Origin of the sequence: Streptomyces sp. NPDC005775 (assembly GCF_042871565.1) — a bacterium.
Classification (GTDB): domain Bacteria; phylum Actinomycetota; class Actinomycetes; order Streptomycetales; family Streptomycetaceae; genus Streptomyces.
This window is the reverse complement of record NZ_JBIAIU010000004.1, coordinates 576289-595770: the sequence shown is the minus strand read 5'-3', so window position 1 is coordinate 595770 and position 19482 is coordinate 576289. Positions and strand designations below refer to the sequence as shown.

The 19482-nt window shown below is 71.6% G+C and carries 15 protein-coding genes; 7 read left to right on the top strand and 8 right to left on the bottom strand.

The features are described 5' to 3' along the window. Positions 1–160 precede the first annotated feature (160 nt). A complete protein-coding gene (locus tag ACFYPA_RS13090) occupies positions 161–1516 on the top strand; it encodes a hypothetical protein (RefSeq protein WP_389131609.1) in 1356 nt (451 codons plus the stop codon). Positions 1517–1531: 15 nt separating this feature from the next. On the opposite strand, the gene ACFYPA_RS13085 is transcribed toward ACFYPA_RS13090, so the two are convergent. Then, entirely contained in the window at positions 1532–2857 is a 1326-nt protein-coding gene (locus tag ACFYPA_RS13085) for a multidrug effflux MFS transporter (protein ID WP_389131606.1), read from the bottom strand. A gap of 78 nt (positions 2858–2935) precedes the next feature. Here ACFYPA_RS13085 and ACFYPA_RS13080 point away from each other — a divergent pair, with 78 nt between their 5' ends. Continuing rightward, positions 2936–3940 carry a Gfo/Idh/MocA family oxidoreductase gene (locus ACFYPA_RS13080; protein ID WP_359081237.1) on the top strand — a complete coding sequence of 335 codons (1005 nt, stop codon included), beginning with the start codon at positions 2936–2938 and terminating at the stop codon, positions 3938–3940. Positions 3941–3965: 25 nt separating this feature from the next. On the opposite strand, the gene ACFYPA_RS13075 is transcribed toward ACFYPA_RS13080, so the two are convergent. Continuing rightward, positions 3966–5594 (bottom strand): alkaline phosphatase D family protein, encoded by a 1629-nt coding sequence (locus ACFYPA_RS13075; RefSeq protein WP_389131603.1) that lies wholly within the window; start codon positions 5592–5594, stop codon positions 3966–3968. 306 nt (positions 5595–5900) lie between these two features. Between ACFYPA_RS13075 and ACFYPA_RS13070 the strand changes: the two genes are divergently transcribed. After that, entirely contained in the window at positions 5901–6674 is a 774-nt protein-coding gene (locus ACFYPA_RS13070; RefSeq protein ID WP_389131600.1) for an SDR family oxidoreductase, read from the top strand. 56 nt (positions 6675–6730) lie between these two features. After that, entirely contained in the window at positions 6731–7618 is an 888-nt protein-coding gene (locus ACFYPA_RS13065) for a PhzF family phenazine biosynthesis isomerase (protein ID WP_359081243.1), read from the top strand. Here the strand turns inward: ACFYPA_RS13065 and ACFYPA_RS13060 are convergent. Then, on the bottom strand, positions 7608–8540 hold the full coding sequence (locus ACFYPA_RS13060) for an NAD-dependent epimerase/dehydratase family protein (RefSeq protein WP_389131597.1): 933 nt from the start codon (positions 8538–8540) through the stop codon (positions 7608–7610). The two genes, ACFYPA_RS13065 and ACFYPA_RS13060, sit on opposite strands and share 11 nt — an antisense overlap. Further along, positions 8537–9607 (bottom strand): ScbA/BarX family gamma-butyrolactone biosynthesis protein, encoded by a 1071-nt coding sequence (locus ACFYPA_RS13055; RefSeq protein WP_359318535.1) that lies wholly within the window; start codon positions 9605–9607, stop codon positions 8537–8539. Before ACFYPA_RS13055 ends, ACFYPA_RS13060 begins: the two co-directional genes overlap by 4 nt. 125 nt (positions 9608–9732) lie before the next feature. On the opposite strand from ACFYPA_RS13055, the gene ACFYPA_RS13050 reads away from it, so the two are divergent. After that, positions 9733–10395: a ScbR family autoregulator-binding transcription factor gene (locus ACFYPA_RS13050; protein ID WP_359081249.1), complete on the top strand. Its 663-nt coding sequence runs from the start codon at positions 9733–9735 to the stop codon at positions 10393–10395. A gap of 104 nt (positions 10396–10499) precedes the next feature. Then, positions 10500–10877: a VOC family protein gene (locus ACFYPA_RS13045; RefSeq protein ID WP_359081250.1), complete on the top strand. Its 378-nt coding sequence runs from the start codon at positions 10500–10502 to the stop codon at positions 10875–10877. A 28-nt stretch (positions 10878–10905) separates the two neighbouring features. Here the strand turns inward: ACFYPA_RS13045 and ACFYPA_RS13040 are convergent, their stop codons facing one another. The 4 genes from ACFYPA_RS13040 to ACFYPA_RS13025 form a co-directional block, all read right to left on the bottom strand. Beyond that, the gene (locus ACFYPA_RS13040; protein ID WP_389131592.1) at positions 10906–11097 is read right to left on the bottom strand and encodes a hypothetical protein; all 192 of its coding nucleotides are present in this window, start codon (positions 11095–11097) and stop codon (positions 10906–10908) included. Between the two features lie 121 nt (positions 11098–11218). Next, positions 11219–12565: an alpha-L-fucosidase gene (locus ACFYPA_RS13035; RefSeq protein WP_389131589.1), complete on the bottom strand. Its 1347-nt coding sequence runs from the start codon at positions 12563–12565 to the stop codon at positions 11219–11221. Positions 12566–13340: 775 nt separating this feature from the next. Next, the gene (locus tag ACFYPA_RS13030; RefSeq protein ID WP_389131586.1) at positions 13341–16730 is read right to left on the bottom strand and encodes a S8 family serine peptidase; all 3390 of its coding nucleotides are present in this window, start codon (positions 16728–16730) and stop codon (positions 13341–13343) included. Between the two features lie 292 nt (positions 16731–17022). Further along, the gene (locus ACFYPA_RS13025; protein WP_389131584.1) at positions 17023–18051 is read right to left on the bottom strand and encodes a helix-turn-helix domain-containing protein; all 1029 of its coding nucleotides are present in this window, start codon (positions 18049–18051) and stop codon (positions 17023–17025) included. Positions 18052–18282: 231 nt separating this feature from the next. On the opposite strand from ACFYPA_RS13025, the gene ACFYPA_RS13020 reads away from it, so the two are divergent. Next, positions 18283–19377 (top strand): PP2C family protein-serine/threonine phosphatase, encoded by a 1095-nt coding sequence (locus tag ACFYPA_RS13020; RefSeq protein ID WP_389131581.1) that lies wholly within the window; start codon positions 18283–18285, stop codon positions 19375–19377. The last annotated feature ends 105 nt before the right edge of the window (positions 19378–19482 follow it).

Genomic DNA, 19482 nt, shown 5'->3' with positions numbered 1-19482 from the left:
GCCCGCGACCGGGTCCGGACTCCGTGCGGAACCGGGACGGAACGGGGACGGAACGGGGACGGAACGGGGACGGAACGGGGACGGAACCGAACAGCGGTTGCCTACCGGCCAGTTGCTACGCTGACCGGCGCGAGGTCGGGTACTGCTCATCGGGGGGACCATGAGACTGCGGTTCGGGCGCCTGGCTCCGGCCGGTACGGCGACCACGAGGCAGCGGGTCGTGCGCCTGGCCCTGGTCGGCGGGCTGCTGGTGCTGGCTCTGCTGCTCCTGCTGGCCACCTGCGGTGGCGGCGGCGAGGAGGACGACGCCGGGCCGAAGGAGCCGGTGAGGAAGAGCACGGCCCCGGCGACGCAGCTGACCGTCCCGACCGCGTACACGACGCGGCGCGGCTGGGAGCTCGTCGACACCTCCCCCGACTACGCCCTCTCCCGGACGACCGGGCGGCTCGCCCATCTGGTGCGGACGGGCGAGGGCGAGTACCGGCTGCGGACCATCGACACGGAGACCGGACGGGCCGGCTGGAGCGGGGACCCCTGGCGCCCGCCGGCGGCGGCGCACTTCCCGAGACTGCTCACCGTCACCGCGGACGGACAGGAGTACTTCGTCACCTGGTCGTACGGGAAGGTCGGCGAGAACGCGCCGGCGCCCGCCGACCGGATCGTCTCGCTCGACGTGTACGCCGTGGAGGACGGCGGCCGGCAGCGTGTCGAGGTGCCGTGGCCCTCGGCCCCGACCGTCACGGCCACCGGCCCCGGCATCGTGATCGGCGACGGCGGGGCCACGAGCGTGGTGGTGGACCCGGCGACCGGCAGGATCGCCAGGGTTCCCGCCAAGGAGCTGAAGTACCCGGCGGGCTGCGCGTCCTGCGAGCAGCTCACCGAGGTGCGCGGGCTGACGTCGAAGGGCCTGCTGGTGAGCGGGGCGCGGGAGTTCTGGGTGCAGGGCGGCTGGTTCAGCCGGAACGTGGCGCCCGGGGGCGCGGACCGGCAGAGCGGTGTCCCCACCTCCGTGGCCCCCGGCCTGGTGCTGGCGAGGTGGCAGCTGGCCAAGGGCGCGAAGCTCGCGGCGACCCATGAGCTGTGGACGGTGCACGACACGGAGACGGGCAGGGCGCTGGCCTCCGTGCGGTGCCACAAACCGGCGATCGCGCCGGGTCAGTACCCGCAAGCCGTGGTCTCGCCGTCGGGCGGCTATCTGGTGGCCGGGAACCTCGCGTTCGATCTGGAGGCCGGCAAGGGCTTCTGCTTCGAGGACGCCGAGGGCTCCAGGACGCTGGTCCTGGCGTCCGTGACCGACGGGGGAACGGCGTACGGGGCGACGAACGTGCGCAACGCGGCGGACGCGCTGGCCGGGGGTGGCTTCCCGCTGGAGACCGACCTCTCGACGGGGACGACGGAGATGCTGTCGCCTAATGCGCGGATGCCCGGCGCGGTGAGCGCCGAGGGGATCGGGCTGTTCCGCTGGACCGACGAGAAGGACCGGCTGCACCTGATCGGCTACCCGCGGGCGGACTGACCGCCGCCCACAGCCTCAGAGCCGGGCGGCCACCCGCTGCCAGGGCCGGCACAGCCCCAGGAAGCACGCCATCGCGCCCACCGCGCACACCAGCTGGACGACGGCCATCGGCACGGCGGTCGCCTCTCCCGCGATCCCGACGAGCGGCGAGGCGATGGCACCGATCAGGAACTGGGACGTACCGAGCAGCGCGGAGGCGGAACCCGCGGCGTGCTTGGTGCGCATCAGCGCCTGGGCGTTGGTGTTCGGCATGGCCAGGCCCATGGCCGACATCAGCACGAAGAGTCCGGTCGCCACCGGCACGAGTCCGACGTCTCCGAAGACCCCGGACGTCATCAGCAGCAGCGCCGTCGCGGCCAGCACGATGACCGAGAGCCCGAAGCCGAGCGCCTTGTCGAGGCTGACCCGGCCGACGAGGATCTTGCCGTTGATCTGGCCCACGGCGATCAGCCCGATGGAGTTGATGCCGAAGAGCAGGCTGAAGGTCTGCGGCGAGGCTCCGTAGATCTCCTGGACGACGAACGGCGAGGCGCTCACGTACGCGAAGAGGGCGGCGAAGGCGAGGCTGCCCGCGATCATGTAACCGCTGAAGACGCGGTCGGCGAGCAGTCCGCGCATGGTGCGCAACGCGTCACCGATGCCGCCTGTGTGGCGCTCGGCGGGCGGCAGGGTCTCGTGCAGCCACTTCCATACGACAAGGGTGAGCAGGATGCCGACGACGGTCAGTACGGCGAAGATGCCCCGCCAGTCGGTGAACCGCAGCACCTGTCCGCCGATGACGGGGGCGATGACGGGGGCGACGCCGGAGATCAGCATCAGGGTCGAGAAGAACCTGGCCATCTCCACGCCGTCGTACATGTCGCGCACGACGGCCCGGGCGATGACGATGCCGGCCGCGCCCGCGAGGCCCTGGAGCAGGCGGAAGCCGATGAGGAGTTCGGCGGTCGGGGCGAAGACGCAGAGCACGGTGGCGAGTACGTAGACGATCATCCCGAGGAGCAGCGGGCGGCGCCTGCCCCAGCGGTCACTCATCGGGCCGACGACGACCTGGCCGAGTGCCATGCCGGTGAGGCAGGCGGTCAGGGTGAGCTGGACCGTGGCGGCGGGTGCGTGCAGCGCGTCGGTGACGGCGGGGAGCGCCGGGAGGTACATGTCCATCGACAGCGGCGGCACCGCGGTCAGTCCGCCGAGGACCAGGGTGACGAGAAGTCCGGTACGCCGGGCGGCGACGGTGGCGGTGGCGGTGGCGGTGGGGCCAGGTGGAGGGGTGGTCGGGGGAAGTCCGGCCCCGGTGTCGGTCGTAGGTATTTGCTGGGCCCGGCTGACGCCGCTGTCCGGCATTCTCATCTCCATAGTCGTTGAATCCGCCTCTATGCTCTCAGCTCAGCGGGAATGGTCGACACCTTTTTGGGAGCGTGCATGAGCAGGACTGTCCGTTGGGGCGTGCTGGCGACAGGTGGGATCGCGGCGACTTTCACCGCTGACCTGCAGGCGATGCCCGATGCGGAGGTGGTGGCCGTGGCCTCCCGTACGGACGCCTCGGCGACGGCGTTCGCGGAACGGTTCGGGATACCGCGGGCGTACGGGAGCTGGGCCGGGCTCGTCGCCGACGAGGAGGTCGACGTGGTGTACGTGGCCACGCCGCACTCCGCGCACCGGGAGGCGACCGCGCTGGCCCTGGAGGCCGGCAAGCACGTGCTGTGCGAGAAGGCGTTCACGATCAACGAGCGCGAGGCCCGTGAGCTGGTCAAGCTCGCCCGGGACCGCGGCCTCTTCCTGATGGAGGCGATGTGGACGTACTGCAACCCGGTCATCCGGCGGATGACGGAACTGGTGCGGGACGGGGCGATCGGCGAGATCCGCACGGTCCAGGCCGACTTCGGCTTCGCCGGTGACATCGGCGCCGGGCACCGGCTGCGCGACCCCGCGCTGGGCGGCGGGGCGCTGCTGGACCTCGGGGTCTATCCGGTGTCGTTCGCGCAGCTGCTGCTGGGTGAGCCGGACCGGGTGCAGGCCGACGCGCTGCTGTCGCCGGAGGGCGTCGACCTGAACACCGGCATCCTGCTGGGCTGGGATTCGGGGGCCAACGCCCTGCTGTCCTGCTCGATCGTCGGGCACCACCCGACGGCCGCCACGGTCATCGGGACGGCCGGCCGGATCGACTTCCCGGAGGGCTTCTTCTTCCCGAAGCGCTTCGTGCTCCACCGGGACGGCCAGGAGCCGCAGGAGATCACCTCGGGTCCGGGGCCGCAGGGTCTGACGGGGATGCAGTTCGAGGCGGCCGAGGTGATGCGTGCGGTCCGGGCGGGGGAGACGGAGTCCCCGCTGGTGCCGCTGGACGGTTCGCTCGCGGTGATGCGGACGCTCGACGCGGTACGTGAGCGCGTCGGCGTCCGCTACCCCGTGGACGGTGTGGTGTCCTGACGTCCTTCGTACGGGCGGTCCGGGGTCAGGCCGGGGTCAGGCCCTGGTTGCCCACCTCCGTGACGAACGAGGCGGCCGTCGTCACGGGGACGCCGGGTGTGGTGACGGCGGACACCGTGCGGTAGTCGGCGCGTGCCAGGCGCTCCTGGAGCGTGACGAGGGCGTACCCGCGGCGCCCGTTGTAGAACTTCATGTGCGGGTTGGCGGTCATGATGTTGGTCCAGTTGGCCGGCTTCTCCGAGCCGTTCTTGCCGCTGGCGATGGAGGTGGCGACGATCTCGGTGCCGACGGTGCGGGAGGCGGGGTCGTCGAAGTCCCGCTTCAGGTCGAAGGCGTAGCCGACGTGCACGTCGCCGGTCAGCACCATGAGGTTGTCCACCCCGGCGCTCTCGGCGCCCTTGAGGACGCGGTCCCGGGAGGCCGGGTAACCGTCCCAGGAGTCCATGGAGAGCTTGTAGGCGTCGGTCGGCACATCGCGCCGCCGGGCGAAGGTGACCTGCTGCGGTACGACGTTCCAGGTGGCCTTCGAGTGGCGCCAGCCGTCGATCAGCCAGCGCTCCTGGGCGGCGCCGGTCAGGGTGCGCGCCGGGTCCTCGGACTCGGGCCCCGGGGTCTGCCAGCCGTCGCCGTACGCCTGGTCGCTGCGGTACTGGCGGGTGTCGAGGATGTCGAACTGGGCGAGCCGCCCGAACTGCAGGCGCCGGTAGAGCCTCATGTCCGGGCCGCTGGGCTGCTGCGGGGCGCGCAGCGGCTGGTTCTCCCAGTACGCGCGGTAGGCGGCGGCCCGGCGGATCAGGAACTCCTCGGGCGGCACGCTGTTCTCGGGGGTCTCGCCCGCGTAGTTGTTCTCGGTCTCGTGGTCGTCCCAGGTGACGACGAAGGGGTGCGCGGCGTGGGCGGCGCGCAGGTCGGGGTCGGACTTGTAGAGGGCGTACCGCAGCCGGTAGTCCTCCAGCGTGGTCGTCTCCCGGTTGAAGAGGGCGGGCAGGGTGCGGTCGGTGTAGTTGCGGGCGCCGCCGGTCGCGGAGACGACGTACTCGTAGAGGTAGTCGCCGAGGTGGAGGACGACGTCGACGTCCTCCTGGGCGAGGTGCTTGTACGCGGTGAAGTAGCCGTCGTGGTAGGCCTGGCAGGAGACGGCGGCCAGGCTCAGTTCGCGCTTGTGGGCGCCCGGGGCGGGCGCGGTGCGGGTCCGGCCGACGGGGCTGGTCCACTGTCCGGCGCGGAAGCGGTAGTAGAGCACGCGGTCGGGGGCGAGGCCCTTGACCTCCACGTGGACGCTGTGGTGGAACTCCGGGTGGGCGGTGGCGGTCCCGCGCCGGACGATGTGCCGGAAGCGCTCGTCGCGGGCCAGTTCCCAGCGCACCTGGACGCGGGCGGCGGGCAGTCCGCTGTCGGGTTCGAACGGGCGGGGCGCCAGTCTCGTCCACAGGAGGACGGAGTCGGGCAGCGGGTCACCGGAGGCGACGCCGAGGGTGAACGGGTCCTCGCCGATCTTCCGGCCGTCGAGCTCGGCGGCGCTCGCCGCTCCCGCGGCCGGCAGGCCGACGGAGAACGCGAGGGCGGCGGCGGCCCCGGTGACGGTGAGAAAGCGGCGGCGGCCGGTGTGCCGGGCCGCGTCACGCAGTTCCTGCTGGTGCGATGAGTGCGTCATCTGTCCCTCCCCTGACTGGTGATGTGGGGGGAAGTCCATCGGACCGGCACATCGGGTGGTGGGCGTGCTCGCGTCGCTCGGGCGTCGCCCGGATGAGGAACGCGGCAGGAATGGATCCCCGGGGGCAAACTCCGCGTACGCGGCAAATCCATGATCATTAACTTCGGGTGCCACGTCCCGGGAATCGCCGGTGCCGCGCCGGGAATCACTCCTCGGGGCGCGAACACCCCGTACGGGCGTACCTTTTGGCGCCGACCGGCCCCTCCGGGAGCGGCCTCGGAACGGCTGGGCGTACGCTGCCGCACCATGAGCAACAAACTGTTGAACTCCGCGACGAAGACGGCTGTGGTCACGGGCGCGGGCTCCGGAATCGGCCGCGCGGTGGCTCTGGCCCTGAGCGGCGCCGGCTGGTCGGTGGCGCTCGCGGGCCGCCGCCCGGAGCCGCTCACCGAGACCGCCGCGCTGGCCGGTCCGGACGCCCGGGTGATCACCGTCCCCGCCGATGTGTCGCGCCCGGACGACGTGGACGCCCTGTTCTCCTCCGTACGGGAGTGCTTCGGCCGCCTCGATCTGCTCTTCAACAACGCGGGCACCTTCGGACCGGGCGCCGTGCCGGTCGAGGACCTCGCCTACGACGACTGGCGCGCGGTGGTCGACGTGAACCTGACGGGGGCGTTCCTGTGCGCGCAGGCGGCGTACCGGCAGATGAAGGAGCAGGACCCGCAGGGCGGGCGGATCATCAACAACGGCTCGGTCTCCGCCCACGCGCCGCGCCCGCACTCGGTCGCGTACACCACGACCAAGCACGCGATGACCGGCCTGACGAAGTCGCTGTCGCTGGACGGGCGCCCGTACCGGATCGCGTGCGGGCAGATCGACATCGGCAACGCCGCGACCGAGATGACCGAACGGATGCGGACGGGCACCCTCCAGGCCAACGGGGATCTGGCCGTGGAGCCGGTGATGGCGGCCTCGGACGTGGCACGGACGGTGGTCCACATGGCGGAGCTGCCGCTGGAGGCGAACGTCCAGTTCGCCACCGTGATGGCGACGGCGATGCCGTACGTGGGCCGGGGCTGACAACACCGCGACGCGGCGCCGGGAATGGTCCCGGGGGCGGAGCGGTTGTGCCGCACATGACTGATCTTCCAGGGACCGGGGTCCTGCGCTACACCGCCTTCTCCGCCGACCCCGCGGGCGGTAATCCGGCCGGCGTCGTGCTGGACGCCTCCGGCATGGACGAGGCGGGCATGCTCGCCGTCGCGGCGGAGGTCGGCTACAGCGAGTCGGCGTTCCTGACCGGTCCGGCCGAGGCGTCCGAGCCCGGTGTACGCGGCTACGCCATCCGTTACTTCAGCCCGAAGGCCGAGGTCCCGTTCTGCGGTCACGCCACCGTGGCTACGGCCCTGGCCCTGGCCGAGCGGGACGGCCCCGGGGATCTGGAGTTCGCCACCGCGGCCGGCCCGGTGCCGGTCACCGTCGTCCGTGAGGGGGGCGAGCTGCGGGCCACCCTCACCAGCGTGGAGCCGCACGTCGCGGACGCCGCGCCGGACGACGTCGAGGAGGCGCTGGCCGCCCTGGACTGGCCGGCCGCCGATCTCGACCCGGCGCTGCCGCCCCGGATCGCCTACGCGGGCGCCCGTCATCTGGTGCTGGCCGCCGCGAGCCGTGAGCGACTGGCCGCGCTCTCCTACGACTTCGCGCGGCTCGAAGCGCTGATGCACCGGCTGGACCTCACCACGGTCCAGCTGGTGTGGCGCGCGTCGGACACCGTCTTCCACGTCCGCGATCCGTTCCCGGTCGGCGGTGTGGTCGAGGACCCGGCGACGGGCGCGGCGGCCGCCGCCCTCGGCGCGTACCTGCGCACCCTGTCCCTGGTCCCGGAGACCGCCACGCTGACCCTGCACCAGGGTGAGGACATGGGCCGCCCCGGCACGCTGACCGTCACCCTGCGGGCGGGCGACCCGAGGGTGCGGGTGAGCGGGACGGGGACCCGCATCCCGGCCGGGGCAGTCAGCGGCTGAGGAACTCCCGGTACCAGGGGGCGTGCTGTGCGAAGGACGTCCGGAAGTCCGGGCCCGGCGCGCAGTCGAAGTCCGGTCCGACCCGGTCGTCGGCGAACCAGTGGTCCACGGTGAGCATGTCGAAGTGGTGCGTGGCGTACGGGACGCCGGCCAGCCGGCTGCGGGCCTCCTCCAGCCCGATCTCCGTGCCCGCCCAGGGCAGCCCCAGTTCACCGAGCACCGTGGACAGCAGCTCCGAGCAGGTCACCGGCTCGGGGTGGTTGACGTGGTAGACGCCGGACGGCGCCTTCGGGGCGAGCGCCGCACCCAGCAGTGCGCGCCCCAGCGTCTCCACGTCGATCAGCGAATGGCGGGCGTCACAGCCGGCCGGAGCCGCCGACAGGTACCGCAGCAGGGCGACCAGTCCGGGGATCGCCCACCGGTCCCCCGCCCCGTGCACGATGTGCGGGCGCAGGACGGCTCCCCCGGCCGCCAGGACGTGCTGCTCGGCGGCGACCCGGGTCAGGCTGGTGGCGGACACGGGGGCGGGCTCGGCCACGCCCGGGAGCAGCGCGGTGAAGGGGCCGCGGCCGTAGACGGACGCGGTGCTCAGCTGGACGATCCGGCCGACTCCGCCGCGTACCGCCTCGTCGACCAGAGCGCGGGTCCCGTGGTCGTTGACGGTGCGGGCGGTCCGCTCGTCGGAGCCGACCCGGGAGGCGCAGTGGATCACCGCGTCGACGCCCTCGCAGCTGCCCCGCAGCGACTGGGGTTCGGCGAGATCCCCGTACACCGTCTCGCACCCGGGGCCGTCCGCCGGGACGTCGAGCGCGGTCCGGTGGGTCATCAGGCGCACCCGGACCCCGGGTGTCGCACGCGCGGCGGCGGCCACCCGGCTGCCGATGAAACCGGTCGCACCGGTGATGAGGATGCGAGGGGTCATGAGAGGTCCGTTCTGAGGTCGCCGGGCCCGGCCGGGCCCGGCGAGCGGAGGGTGCAGGTGAAAGCCGGTTCGCCGTCCTGAACGGCCCGTATGAACACACCGGCGGGCGAGAGGGTGTCCTCGTCGTCGTCCGGGAGCACGGTGGCCTCGATGCGGCAGGGGCGGTCCAGTTCCACGTACTGGAGGAAGTCGGCCTGCATCGCCGTCGGCAGGAAGGTCGACCGGGTGGCGGCCTGCGCGGCCTGCCGGGCCGCCTCCAGCAGCAGGATGCCCGGTACGTGGTCGTTGGGGCGGCCGAAGAGTGTCGGATGCCGGGTGTCGAGCCGGAGCAGCCAGGTGCCGGGGTCCGTGCCGGGCGAGAGGACGACGTCGTTCTCGGAGGTCCTGCCGACCGTGCGCGGTGCGACGGCGGGCAGGAGGGGTATCGGGGTGTCGAGTACGGCGCCGCGGTGACCGCGCAGCCGCTGGTACGCCCCGGCCGAGGTACAGCTGATCCGGCCGCCGCCGGTGGCGAGCACGGTGCCGCTGCGGTGCAGGAGGAGTTCGAGGTGCATGGAGCCGAGGCTCCGGCCACGGCGGCGGATCCTGGAGCAGGAGACGTCCACCGTGATGTCCCAGGGGTCGTCGCCCAGTTCGAGCCGTTCGGACGCGGAGGTGTACCTGAGTTCCCACATCACGAAGGCGTCGCCGACCGGCACACCGAACTGGGCGTGGGCGATCAGCATCGTCGTCTGCCGCATCGTCTCGGCTATGAGCAGGGGGTCCTGGTGCCGGCCGTCGACGGGGGCGAAGAAGCGGTGGGCGCTCGGCCAGTGGGCGGGGACCGAGAACTGGGTGTCGGTGAGGCGGGTGAGTCCGGTGGGGAAGACGTCGAGCGGGTCGGTCCGGTGGACCAGCTGTCTCAGCCGGTCGGGTGATCCTTCTCTGCGGCCGGGCTCCTCGCCTGCGGAAGGGGCGGCCTGCGGGCCGCCGGAGGAGGCTTCGGCAGGGCCGGCACCCGTAGAGTGCCCGGCGTGCTCGACGCCCTCCACCGACATCGAAGCGCTGCGTGAGGTGAGCTGAACCATGAAGTTCCCCCAGGAGGATCCGAGTCAAAGGGCCGAGCCGTCTCGCAGTAAGATACTGACAGCCCGGTTTTCCTTTCCAGCCAACCCCCTGTGGCACCAACCACGCCACCATTAGAGAGAAGCTGATGGCACAGCAGGCGCGCGCGATCCAGACCCGCCGGTCGATCCTGGTGGCGGCCGCCGACGTGTTCGACGAGCGCGGCTACAGCAGCGCCACGATCAGCGAGATCCTGGCGCGTGCGGGGGTGACCAAGGGCGCGCTGTACTTCCACTTCGCCTCGAAGGAGGACCTCGCCCTCGGGGTGATGGACATACAGCTGCACAGCGATCCGCTTCCGCCGCAGATGACGAAGCTCCAGGAACTGGTGGACCAGGGCATGCTCCTCGCCCACCGGCTGCGCCATGAGCCACTGGTGCGGGCCAGCGTCGGCCTGGCCATGGACCAGGCCGTGGAGGGCCTCGACCGCGGCACTCCGTTTCGCGGCTGGATAGACCGTCTCGAACACCTTCTGGTGGCCGCCAAGGGCCAGGGCGAGCTGCTGCCGCACGTCGATCCGGGCGAGGCCGCCGAGATGCTGGCCGGGTCCTTCTCGGGCATCCAGGTGATGTCCCAGGTCCTGTCCAATCGCGAGGACCTGGGCCGGCGGATCTCGGTCCTGCTGCATTACGTGCTGCCGAGCATCTCGACGCCGGCCGTTCTGGCCACGCTGGATATGGCCGAAGATCGCGGTGAGCGTCTGCTGGGCAGCCTCGAAACCGTACCGAGCCAGGCCGGCGCCCCCAGCTGACCTCCGGCGACACCCCCTCGGCGGCCGGAACCATACCGGACGGTCCGCAACGGGCGAGGCCGTAGTCTCGGTGGCTCAGCGCCAGTCACCGACAGGAGCCGCCGATGTCCGTCCGCCGCGTAGTCCCCAACATTCCAACCGGCACGGGTGACGAAACCGGGGACGGCCCCGCGGCCATGCGGGCCAACGCCGCCTTCTACGGGCTCCTGGGGTTCGAGGAGGTCATGAACCAGGGCTGGATCATGACGCTCGCCTCGCCCGCCCACCCCACGGCCCAGGTCAGCATCATGACCGCCGACCGGACCGGCCCCGTCACCCCGGACCTGAGCGTGGAGGTCGAGGACGTGGACGCGGTCCACGCGTCAGTGGTGCGGAGCGGGGCGGAGATCGTCTACGGGCCGGCCGACGAGGAGTGGGGCGTGCGCCGCTTCTTCGTACGCGATCCGAACGGGCGGGTCATCAATGTCCTGAGCCATCGCTGATCCGGGTGATGAACCGGCCGGGTGCCTTTCAGGGCCGGCCGGACGGGGTTCGGCCCGCGGCGCACCTCAGCGTCGCGGCCTCGCGTGTCAGCACCGCGGGGTCGTCGCCCGGCACGAACTCCAGGAGCGCCTCGACGCCCCGGCCCTCCAGCAGCGCGAGGGCGGCGGCCCACAGGTCCCGGCGGTCCGCCAGCGGCAGCCGGCTGTTGCCCGCGGCCACCACGAGCGCCGACGGGGGCGGCGGCCGGCGCCATCCCTGCTGCGGTGCTCATGAGGAACGTGCGGCGTTGCATGGTGCCTCCGTGATTGTGCGGGTGGGCGGAGCCCGTTCCGGCCTCGCGTCAGGTGCCGGCCGGGTCGGCCGGTGTGTCCAGGAACAGTTCGATGACGGGGACGGGGGTGTCGGGGCGCCGGACCGGGAGCTGGAGCGTGAGCGTTCCGGCGGGCTGTCCGCCCATCTCGGTGTTGACCGCGGGCCGGTCCGGGTCGATGTGGACCGGGATGATCTCCGACGCGTCGTTCAGCAGTTGGGCGTAGCGCACCCGGCCCGCGAGGCCGGGCAGGTGCAGGTGGCGCAGTGGCCAGGCGAACAGGTGGACGTAGAGCCGGTCGCCGCGCTGGGTGTACCGGCATTCGGCGGGGGCCGGGTACGGGGACGGGCCGCAGCCGCGGACCGACCGTTCGTGCAGCTCCGTCCACCGGCCGATCTCGCCGAGGATCGCACCGTCGCGCGGGTCGAGAGCGCCGCGGCCGGTGGGGCCCACGTTGAGCAGCAGGTTGCCGCCCTTGGACACCCCGTCGACGAGCATGCGGATCAGCAGGTCGGCGCTCTTGTGGTCGAGGTTGTCGCGGTCGTAGCCCCAGCTCCCGTTGAGCGTCTGGCAGGCTTCCCAGAGCACGGGGTGCCCGTTCTCGGTCATCGGGCCGGAGGGCTGGTACTGCTCGGGGGTCACGAAGTCCCCGGGGAGGCCGGTCCGGTCGTTGACGAGGACGTGCGGCTGGAGTTCACGGATCGTCTCCAGGAGTTTCGGGGAGTCCCAGTCGTCGGGCCCCTTGCCGCCCCACCAGGTGCCTCCGGCGTACGAGAAGTCGAAGAACAGGTAGTCGATGCGTCCGAACGACGTCAGCAGTTCGCGGACCTGGCCGTGCAGATAGCGCCGGTAGCCGCGGATGTCCCGGTCCGCGTGGGCGGCCTTGAACTCCTCGTCGTCGCGCTGCGGATGGGTGCCGTCCACGGGGAAGGACGGGTGGTGCCAGTCGATCAGGGAGTAGTAGAGGCCCACCTTGAGCCCTTCGGCGCGGCACGCCTCGACGAACGGGCCGACGAGGTCGCGGCCGTGCGGGGTGTTGGTGACCTTGTACTCGGTGAGGGCGCTGTCCCACAGGCAGAAGCCGTCGTGGTGCTTGGCGGTGAGGACCACGTACCGCATGCCGGCGGCCTTGGCCGCCCTGGCCCACTGAGCGGGGTCGTAGCGGTCCGGTTCGAAGTGGTCGAAGTAGACCTGGTACTGCTCGTCGGTCAACCGCTCCCGGTTCTTGACCCATTCATGCCGTGCGGCGAGGGAGTAGAGGCCCCAGTGGACGAACATGCCGAACCGGGCATCGGTGAACCAGGTCGTCTCCGGGGCCCCCTCGGGAGCCGGGGTCGCGGTCGGGCGGGCTTGCGGTGTGTCAGCGTGCGGGGTCATGGGGCATCGCTCTCTCGTGCACGGGGCGGGGTCGGGGGACGGGGCTGCCGGGTTCAGTCCTTCAGCGCACCGGAAGACAGGCCGCTCACGAAGGAGCGCTGGAAGAACAGGAAGATGATCACGGAGGGCAGCAGGGCCGGCAGGGAGGCGGCCATCACCCGCTTCACACGGGCCGAGCCCCTCCAGCACGCCATCGAGCCCGCCCGCGCCGCTTCGCTGGCCTGAGGGCTGCCCCCCCGCGGGACTTCCGGTCGCCGACGTCACTCATGGCGGCCATGCTGTACTGAATTGCCGGCTCCGGGCAAGCCTCATCGGCGCACGAATGCGCACCCAGCTGCCTCACGTAAGCGAAACGTGAGCGGACATCGATGGGACGTAAGCGCGAGAAGCGATAGTCCGGTCCCGGAACAGTCCCGTCCCCGAACTCATTCCATGTGTTCCTCCAACCTCCCTCACCACCGCACGGGCGGAAGTGGGGCGGCCATGAGCCCGAAAAGAGTCATGGCCGAATGCGTCGTGCCCATCGGCGCTTCCACGACGCCAGTCGATATTCCACGCCCGGCGACGGAAATCGGACCGGCGGGTACGCGCGGCCGGTCACCCCTCCCCCCGGTGAATACGAGGGGAATTCCGGGCGGCGCGCCCGCATGACGCCTCATTCCCCTGTGATCGGTACCAGGAATTCACCCACGACGTGCCTCATCGAGCGGTACGGAGCAAAAGAGCCGGGCGGCCCTCCTGTCAGGGAGGACCGCCCGGGGGCCTGACCGTGTGGTTACCGCACGTCGTAGGCGCGGGTGATGATCTGGGTGACCGCGTTGCCGCGGGCGTCGGCGAAGGTGGCCTTCGTCGTGACCTGCTTGCCGGCGGCGCCGGTGTGGTCGAGGACCGCCGTCCATCTGCCATGCCGCTGCTGGGTCGGCGCCTGGGTCCAGGTCGTGCCGCCGTCGTAGGAGTACGACAGCGAGGCGGCCTCGACAGCGCCCGGGGTGTATCCGGCATGGCCCTCGACCGACAGGCCGACCTCGATGCCGCTCCGCGCCGGCACGGCGTTCATGCCGTCGACCGGCACGTCGTACACCGGGAAGAGGATCGGCAGCCCGCGCGAGTAGACATCGGGCTCCCGGTGGGAGCGGAAGCTCCAGGTGGTGGCGACCGCGGTGGAGCGCAGCCAGTTCCGGTCGGAGGACGGGATCTTCTCGAGGTACTGGGTGAGCTCGTACGAGGAGTCCTCGTCCGGCACCTGGAACACGTCGTACGGATAGGCACTGGTGGCGATCTGCTGACCGTTGCGCTTCAGTACCAGCTTGCCGAGGTCACCGAACGACGCGCCGTAGGACCAGTGGTCGCCGGATCCGTCGAGCCAGAGCGCGGTCTGGATGCCGATCAGGTCGCCCTGCCGTTCGGCGGCGAGTACCTGCTTGCCGTCGGTGTCCCGGGGGGCGGCCGGGTGCAGAGGGCCGCCGTACCATTCCTCGGCGCTCCGCTGCCCGGCGCGGTAGGTACGCAACTGGTCACCCAGGAACGCGGCGAACGGGAAGCTGGTCATCGCGCTGTGGGACCAGGCGTCCTCGCCGGTCGTGTAGTAGGCGGTGCGGGTGGCGGGCACGTGGACCGTGCCGAACGGGCTGACGGGGACGTAGGAACCGACGCTCCCGGCGGGGTGCAGGAACATGGCGTCGATGTAGTCGCCTTCCTTGCCCAGGGACTTCCAGGTCTCGGTGACCTGGGCCAGCCTGGAGTCCTTCGGCCGGTAGACCTGGTCGGAGTGCAGCGGGCCCCGGGTCGGGAACGACAGGTTGTAGACGTACGGCGAGCCGTCCTCGGAACCGGTCGCACGCCAGGTGGGCCGGAACTCGAAGTCGCCGTTCTCGGCCCGTCCGTCGACATCGGCGTAGAACTTCCGCACATCACTGCCGGCCATGATCGATCCGGAGATCTGCCAGGTGTCGTCCCATGAGCGGGTGTAGCTGAACGTGGTGTTGGCCACGGTCGAGGGCCGCTCGGTGCGCAGGCTCAGCCGGTGGGCCTTGCGGGCGTCGAGGACGACGGTGGTGTCACGGGTGATCCGAAGCTGCGGCTGCGCCAGGTAGCTGACCGATTCGGGCGCGCCGTCCGCGTCGTACGTCCCCACGAAGCTGCTGAGGGAGTAGTCGCCCGGGCGGACACGGTACGTCTGGTCGGCTGCACCCGCGTTGCCGCGGCGCTCGCCCTTATCGGTGTCGAGGCTCACGAGGTCCAGGGAGGAGGGGCCTGCCGCGGGCTTGCCGTTGCGGTCGATGAGCTTGACCCGGAGCGTGACCGTCTCAGGCTGGACATAGAGCGTGACGGGCACGGAGACGTGCGCACCACCGCCGGTGGCCATGATCCGGCCGGTGACCGCACCGTACTGGCCGTCCTTCAGACGGGCGGTGGGGTCGACGCGCAGCGGCACCTGGACGGTGTCCCCGGCGGGGACCCTCACCTTGTTCTGCTCCAGCGCGACGACGCGGGAGCGGACCTCGCTGCCGTCGTTGCCGTGCAGACCGTCGACCTTCAGGCTCAGAGTGAGGTCGCTGCCGCTCGTGTTGGTGAAGGGCACCTTCACCGTGGTGCGGTCCGAGGCGTCCTGCGGCCAGTTGTAGCTGCCGGCCTGGACGGCGGGTGCGGCGAGCACCTTCTGGTTCACCGCGCCGAACACGTCGAGGACCCCGCCGCCGGTCTGATCGGCGCCCGCTACCTTGCCGCCGGTGCGGGCGGAGGAGACCAGAGCGGCCTTGATCTGCTGCGCGGTCCAGTCCGGGTGGGCCTGGCGGACGACAGCGGCGGCGCCCGCGACATGCGGGGTGGCCATGGAGGTGCCCGACATCGACTGGTACGCGTAGACGCCGCGGCCGCCCGCGTTGGCTGCCGAGATGTCGACGCCCGGGGCGGAGAGTTCGGGCTTGAGGGTGTGCGTGACGGCCACGGGGCCGCGGCTGGAGAACGACGCGGTGGTGTCGTCGCGGTCCACGGCGCCGACGGTCAGCACGCCGGGCACGCAGCCGGGCGAGGAGACGGTCTCGGCGCCGGGGCCGGCGTTGCCGGCGGCGATGACGAACAGGGTGTGCGTGTTGCGCGCGAGCTGCTCGGTCGCCTGAGCCATCGGATCGGTGCAGTCGCCGATCGCGGGGTTGCCCAGACTCATGGAGACGACGTCGGCCTTCTGGTCGACGGCCCACTGCATGCCCGCGATGATCCAGGAGTCCAGACCGTAGCCCTGGTCGTTGAGGACCTTGCCGACGAGCAGGGACGTGCCGGGCGCGACGCCCTTCTTGCGGCCGTCACTGGCCGCTCCGGACCCGCCGACCGTGGAGGCGGTGTGGGTGCCGTGGCCCACCCGGTCGTCGGTGCTCTCGGAGTCCGTGAAGTTCTCGGACGCGGCGACCCGGTTCACCAGGTCCGGGTGTCCGGCGTCCACGCCCGTGTCCAGCACGGCCACCTTGGTGCCCTTGCCGTCGTATCCGGCTGCCCAGGCCTCCGGGGCGTGCACCTGGGCGGTGGACCGGTCCAGCGTGGTCTCGACCTTGCCGTCCAGCCACAGCTTCTTCAGCGTGGAGGCGGTACGCGAGCGGCTGTTGGTGATGTCCTGCCAGAAGTCGGCTGCCGTGTCCTTGCCCGCCTTCAGCGCGATCCCGTCCACCGCCGGAAGACTCAGGACCCGCTCGGAACCGCGAGGGGCCGCCGGTGCGCTCCTGGCGACGTCCACACCCGCGCCGTACGTGGCGATGAGCGGCAACGAGTCGGCGTGGGCGTCGTCGTATCCCTGGCGGATGAGCCCGGTGACGTTGAACAGCTGCTCGTCCACCTTCCCCTCGGCTATCGCCCGGGAGGCGGAGTCGGGGTAGACGTAGAGGTCCTTGCCCAGCTGACGGGTCTGGATCATCGGCTGCGTGCCGTCCTCGCGGGGCAGCACCGCCGCCGAGCTGTGGCCCGACGCGTCCGTGGTCACCTGCACCTTGTCGCCCGTGACGAGCGTGACCGTCGACTGCTTGCCGCCCGCCGCCCCGGCCCCACCGCCGGTGACGGGCCTCTTGGCCGACGCACCGCCAGGTGGCGTGTCCGCCGCCCCGGAAGGCGCGACGCCGGTGACGGCCAGGGCGACGGCGGTCGCCGTGCCCAAGGCTATGCGCGTTATGGAGCGCATGAATCTCCCCACTTCGAAGCGTGAACATGGCGTGCTGACGCCGCAGCCTGGCAGACATGAGGAGGGCATAGGGACGTCGGTCGTGGCGGGTTGCCCGCATGTCGGTTTTCCGTCACCCGGCCCTGCCCGTCGGTGCGTCAGCCCGGCTGACGGGCCCGCCGCCCGCTGGGGAGGGAACGCACGAAGGGCGGTCACCGGACAGGCGGAGGCCGCTCGGCCCTCCAGCAGGCTCGCTCCTCGGCCCTCAAGCCGGGGAGGGGGAGAAACGCGGAAGCCGGGGAGGAGGAGAAACTCAGAGCCAGCCCGCGCGTGCGGCGTGCCAGCCGAGCTGGAGGCGTGAATCCGCTCCGGCAAGATCCATCAGCCGGCGTGTCCGGCGCTCCACGGTGCGGATGGAGACCCCGAGCTGGGCGGCCGTCCGCCGGTCGGAGATGCCTGCGAGCAGCAGGGCCAGGACCTCGAGCTCCCCTTCGGTCGGCTGCTGGTCGACCACTGCCTCCGCGTGTATGCCCGTGGTGTCGGCGTAGACGAGCCGGGCCTGGTCCCACTCCTTCTCGAAGAGGTGAACCAGGGCAGCCAGCAGGCCGCTTCGGTGGACCACGATGGCGCTCGGCTCACCGCCGGAGTCGACGATGTCCAGGGGCACCATGGCGCGCTCCCGGTCAGAGACGAGCAACTTCAGCGGCAGTGAGTCGACCAGGCGGAGCTTGAGGCCCGACCTGAGGGCCGCCCTCACGTCCCTCGCCACGTCGGGACCGTCGAGGTAGCTCTTGGCGGCCACGACCCGGAAGTCGACTCCGCGGTCCAGCGCGAAACTCTCCGACACATCCGCGTCCTCGCGCGGCACCGCGCTGGGCTCACCGACGAGGAAGGCGAGCAGTTCCCGCTGCGCGCCGCGCTGCAGTTGGTGGAACCGGTGGGCGACCTGCTCCGCGCCGACGACCACTTCCACGACGCCGGCCGCGGGGTGCGCGGCGGTGCTGCGGTACTGCTCGGTCAGCATGGAGAACGCGGTCTCGGCGCGGTGCAGTGCGTTGCGCTGTTCGACGAGGAACGGGGCCATGGCGACCGACGGCGGGGTGAGCCGATAGCGGGCAGGCGGGGCGTCGGCCCCGTCACCGTCCGCGTCGGGCGACCCGCTCCCGGCTTCCTCCGCGACCGCCACCAGGCCGCGCACCGCCAGGTCGCGCAGCACACGGGTCGTCTCGGCCCTCTCGATTCCGGTCTGCCGGGCGAGGTCCTGAGCGGAGGCTGTCGGGTGGGCCAGCAGTGCGGTGTAGACGGCCTCCTCGGCCGGTCCCAGCCCCAATGCCTGCAGCATCCCAGCTCCCCCTCGGGCGGCCGCCCTGTCCGGCCTCGGCCCCGACCCGGGCGGATCTGATACCGCCGGACCCTATCCCACGGCCGTACGGGCGCCGTCGGCGTCGGCCGGCGTCCTCCCCGGCCGGTCTCCCGGCGGGGCGCGGCCGACCCACGGCCGACGCTGCCTAACGTACGGAGACGCAGCACCTATCCGGGAGGTCTTGTGCTCCGTAAGCATCCGCCGAGACGCGTGCGGCCCCTCGACGCCATCGATCCACCGCTGCCGGCCGAGGTAGTGATCGGCGTGGTCTTCGTGACCGCTCTGGTGGAAGTCCTCGGCGCCCTGTCCGATTCTCCGGTGTGGCTTCTCGGGCTTCTCGTCTTCCTGCCGGGTGCGGCGTCCGCGCTCTGCACCGTCCGCCAGACGGCGTTCGTCGCGGCGTGGACCGCATTCGTCGTCATCGTCACCGTGCTGCTGCGCGACAGTGACGGGGGTCCGTGGCTCGACAGGATCCTCATGGTGCTGCTCACGCTCGCCCTGGGTGCGACTTCCGTCTACGCCTGTCGTCGGCGTATCCGCCGCGAGCACGAGATGCTGCGGCTGCGCTCCACCGCCGCGGCGATGCAGCGCCACATCCTGCGTCCGATGCCGATGCTCACCGACGACGTCCTGGTCGACGGTGTGTACGAGCCCGTGCAGGAGGACCGGCTCGTCGGCGGCGACATCTACGACGTCGTCGCCTCCCCGTGGGGGACCCGAATCCTGATCGGCGACGTCCAGGGCAAGGGCCTGCCCGCGGTCGGGGCCGCGTTCGCCGTCATCGGAGCCTTCCGCGAGGCGGCCCACCGGGAGCCGACCCTGACCGCGCTCGTCGACGCCCTCGACACCTCGGTCGTGCGGCACAACTCCTACGCGGCGCAGACCGGTGACGACGAACGGTTCGTCACGGCGCTCATTGTCAACGTCGACGCACACGATGAGGTGCAAGCCATCAACTGCGGTCACATTCCGCCGCAGTTGCTGCACGACGCCACCGTCAGCACCCCCGGCTTCGCCTCCGGCGTCCCGCTCGGCCTCGCCGAACTCTCCGCCGAACCGACGACCGTCGGCTGGTTCGCCTTCCCGCCCGGTGCGACGCTGCTGCTGACCACGGACGGACTCACCGAGACCCGCGCCGCCGACGGCACGTTCTATCCCGTGACCGAACGTCTCACCGAGCGCGTCTCCCTCTCCCCCACCGAGCTGCCGCACGCCCTGTACGACGACGCGCGCTCGTTCTCCGGAGAGGGCAGCCACCACGACGACGTCGCGATCCTGTCCGTCCGACGATCGCCGTACCGATGACGTGTACGGATGCCAGGAGTGCCGCCGGATCGCGCTCACGCAGGCTCCCGGGCCGCGCATTGCCTCCGGCGAGGGCCGGGCCTGTGCGGGCGAAGCCGCGGGAAG